Source organism: Winogradskyella pelagia, assembly GCF_017581965.1.
Taxonomy (GTDB): domain Bacteria; phylum Bacteroidota; class Bacteroidia; order Flavobacteriales; family Flavobacteriaceae; genus Winogradskyella; species Winogradskyella pelagia.
Genome location: NZ_JAGEVF010000026.1, coordinates 1 through 2,905, shown reverse-complemented (window position 1 = coordinate 2,905; position 2,905 = coordinate 1). Strand labels below are relative to the sequence as shown.

The following is a 2,905-nucleotide window of genomic DNA, read 5'->3' as shown; positions in this document are numbered from 1 at the left end:
AAAGTTAAACAAACTTTTGGCAGAGACAGATGTTAGCAATTCCGAGTGGATTCGGTCGTAGTCGAATCCGCCGTAATTGCGGTTATACATTGTTGTACGCAGTATTTTATTCATTCGAGCCAATATATCTTAAAGTTTTTCTTGTTTTAGAAAGTTCAAATACAAAATGAAAAGTTCCATCTTCCATTTTTCCGTGTTCACTGTAATCTCTGATATATTTATATTGATTTTCATAATTCATTGTATCTAAATTCCTTAATTCAGGTCTTTTGTCCCACCAATTATTCTCCAATTTTCCAATATAGTTTTTGTCCTTTGTGATTAGGTGTTTAACTTTTTCATAATCAGATTCAGATAACTCAATTTCGAAAATATGGTAGTAATCAGTAAATCCACCACTTTCATTAGAAAGTAATTCAAACTCGTTTTCCAATTTAATTCCGTGTTCAGAAAGGATTTTATTTGCATCACTTTCGCTAAAAGTCCAGTCGGAAATCCAAGGACTCAAACATAATGTTATAAACCCAATAGTTAAAATTGAAGCAGTAATTATTCCTGCTTTTTTAAGTTTAAAATATCTCAAAGTCCAATAACTTAAAAATATTATTGAAAAAGAAATAAAGAAAAAATAAAGAAAAAGCGATAGAAAATCTAAAGTTGTAATTATATCAATTAGAAGGATTATAAGAAGAAAAAATCCAACTGTTTTTCCTGTATTTTTTTTACCGCTTTTATATGGAACCCAAAAACAAAAAAAAGTCAGAGTTAAAAGTATTGGATAAATTACATAATAAAACATTCAGTCTGTGATTTGGTCATATTGCGTACAACGGTTTTGTGTATGGTTAGTTGCGTGTTTAAGCAACTAATTTAGTAAACAAAAACGAACGCGAGAAAATTCCGAAGGAATTTTCCAAATAGGCAACGACCAAAGCAATTAATTATACACGTTGTTGCCAACTGGCTTTATTCAGATTATTCTTCATTTCCGATAACGTATAAATAATAATCTAAAACAGCCAAATCTTCTATTTCAGTTTCTTCGCTTATCTCTTTCAGTACTTTTGTTGTTATTTTATATTTCTCTCCTTTGGATAAACCTCTTGGTAATTCAATTCCGAATTTTTGTAAAGCCAAATTGGTTTTATCGTTTTTCACATAATATTCTTTTGGCTTATGAATTATTAGAATTTTTGAAACTAAACTTTCTCCAATCCCTCTAATTTTAAGTTTTCCTTCCAATGCTGAATTATATCGAAGAGCTAAATCAATACTATCGTCACAAAGCATTGTCAATAATTTTCTAAATTTTTTAATCTCTCTTTTGATTGTTGGCTTCGGAATTGAAATCAAATGACCTAAAGCCCAAATTTGGAAAAACCAATCTACATCGATATTTTCAAAATTCGGATAGTCTATTGAGTTGCGTAATTCTTTAATTGATTCTTTTCGGTCGGAAACAATTGAATTGTATTCCTTACTTTTCTTATAAGACTTTAGGACTCCAATAAATTCTTTTCTTTCAATAAAAGTTGCTTCAACTTCCTTTTCAAGTTCTCTCTTTTCTTTTTTTGCAGTTTTTTCGTCCTCTTTTTTTCTTCTTAATCTTTCATCATAATCAGCTTGATATTTAGCAAGAAATTGGGAAGTCAATGGTTTTCCTATATCAAAAGTTTTCTCAAACCATTTTTTTAAATCCTCGCAAGTTTGACTTTCTTTGGTCATTATTGAAAGTTCTACATTTGAATTTAATCCTCCGTTTGTGCAATTTGCAGAACCAATAAATCCTGTAAAATCAGATTTATATTTTGATAAATAGAGTTTAGGATGAAAATATTGTTTGTCTGTATGAATTCGAACGTTAAATTCTGATGTTAGTTGAAGTTCATATAATTTTTTTAATGCTTTTGGGTCAGTTGGTAAATCTATTCCAATTAAGAAATTCTTTTTGCAATCTTCTTTTAGACTATCCAAAATTAATTTTAATCCACTTTTATTTAGTAAAGCAACAGCAACCCAAATCTCGTCAGCTTTTTTAAATTCCGATTTGATTTTAGTTGAAAGTTGGGTAATTACTTTTGTCATTTAGATTACTGTTTATTGGATTTCTCGATTTTTTTCAGCTTGTTGGCAACGGTCTCGTATAACCGTCAGTTACGGGTTAATATGTGTTAATTTTCGGTTAGGCACTGACTTTAGCAATTCCGAGTGGATTCGGACGTAGTCGAATCCGCCGTAATTGCGGTTATACATTGTTGGCAGTAGTGTTTTTCCACTCACTTATCTTCGTTTACCTTCAAGGTTTTCAATTGCCTTGATTATTTTTTCCGCTTTTTGGTCGTCCGTTGCAACAGTCCAGATTTCATTTAGAATTTCTGTCTGTTCTATTTTCTCCAGTCGCTCAAAAATTTGCAAAACTTGTGCATCTTTAAAGCATTCCAAAATTTCAGAATTGTCATTCGTTCCGGTTTGATTTTCGAGATATAATGTCACGATTACAGTATCTCCTCCATCTTTGTTTATTGCGTTTCTAATTTCGGAATTAACAGACATTTTTTTGTCAGAATTTTTTACTGGCCCTAAATTCTTATTCTTTATTTTGTAACCATCTATTGTCCCAGACACTTTCAAATCGCCCCATTTTCCTTTGATATTTTTTGTGTTTGGGATTATCAATTGATAAGTCCAAGCTCCATTTCCTGGAATATATTGAAGGGTTAATTTTTCATTCTCAACAATGTAATTCATTTGTTTTTCAATCTTTCAATGGTCTTTAAATTTCGATTTTGTTCGTTTTTTACATTACTGCCAACGGTCTCGGCTATGAGTAGTTGCGTGGGTTAGCGATTAACTTTGCAAGTACACACCAAGTTGGAAATTCCTGCGGAATTTCCAAAGTAGGCGA

At 31.0% G+C, this 2,905-nt stretch carries 3 protein-coding genes; all 3 read right to left on the bottom strand.

The annotated features are described in order from the left end of the window. Positions 1-106 precede the first annotated feature (106 nt). The gene (locus J4050_RS15045; RefSeq protein ID WP_208155440.1) at positions 107-799 is read right to left on the bottom strand and encodes a hypothetical protein; all 693 of its coding nucleotides are present in this window, start codon (positions 797-799) and stop codon (positions 107-109) included. A 176-nt stretch (positions 800-975) separates the two neighbouring features. After that, positions 976-2,085, bottom strand: coding sequence for a phospholipase D-like domain-containing protein (locus tag J4050_RS15040; protein ID WP_208155439.1), 1,110 nt, complete (start codon positions 2,083-2,085; stop codon positions 976-978). A gap of 195 nt (positions 2,086-2,280) precedes the next feature. Next, positions 2,281-2,748: a DUF1905 domain-containing protein gene (locus tag J4050_RS15035; protein ID WP_208155438.1), complete on the bottom strand. Its 468-nt coding sequence runs from the start codon at positions 2,746-2,748 to the stop codon at positions 2,281-2,283. Between the last annotated feature and the right edge of the window lie 157 nt (positions 2,749-2,905).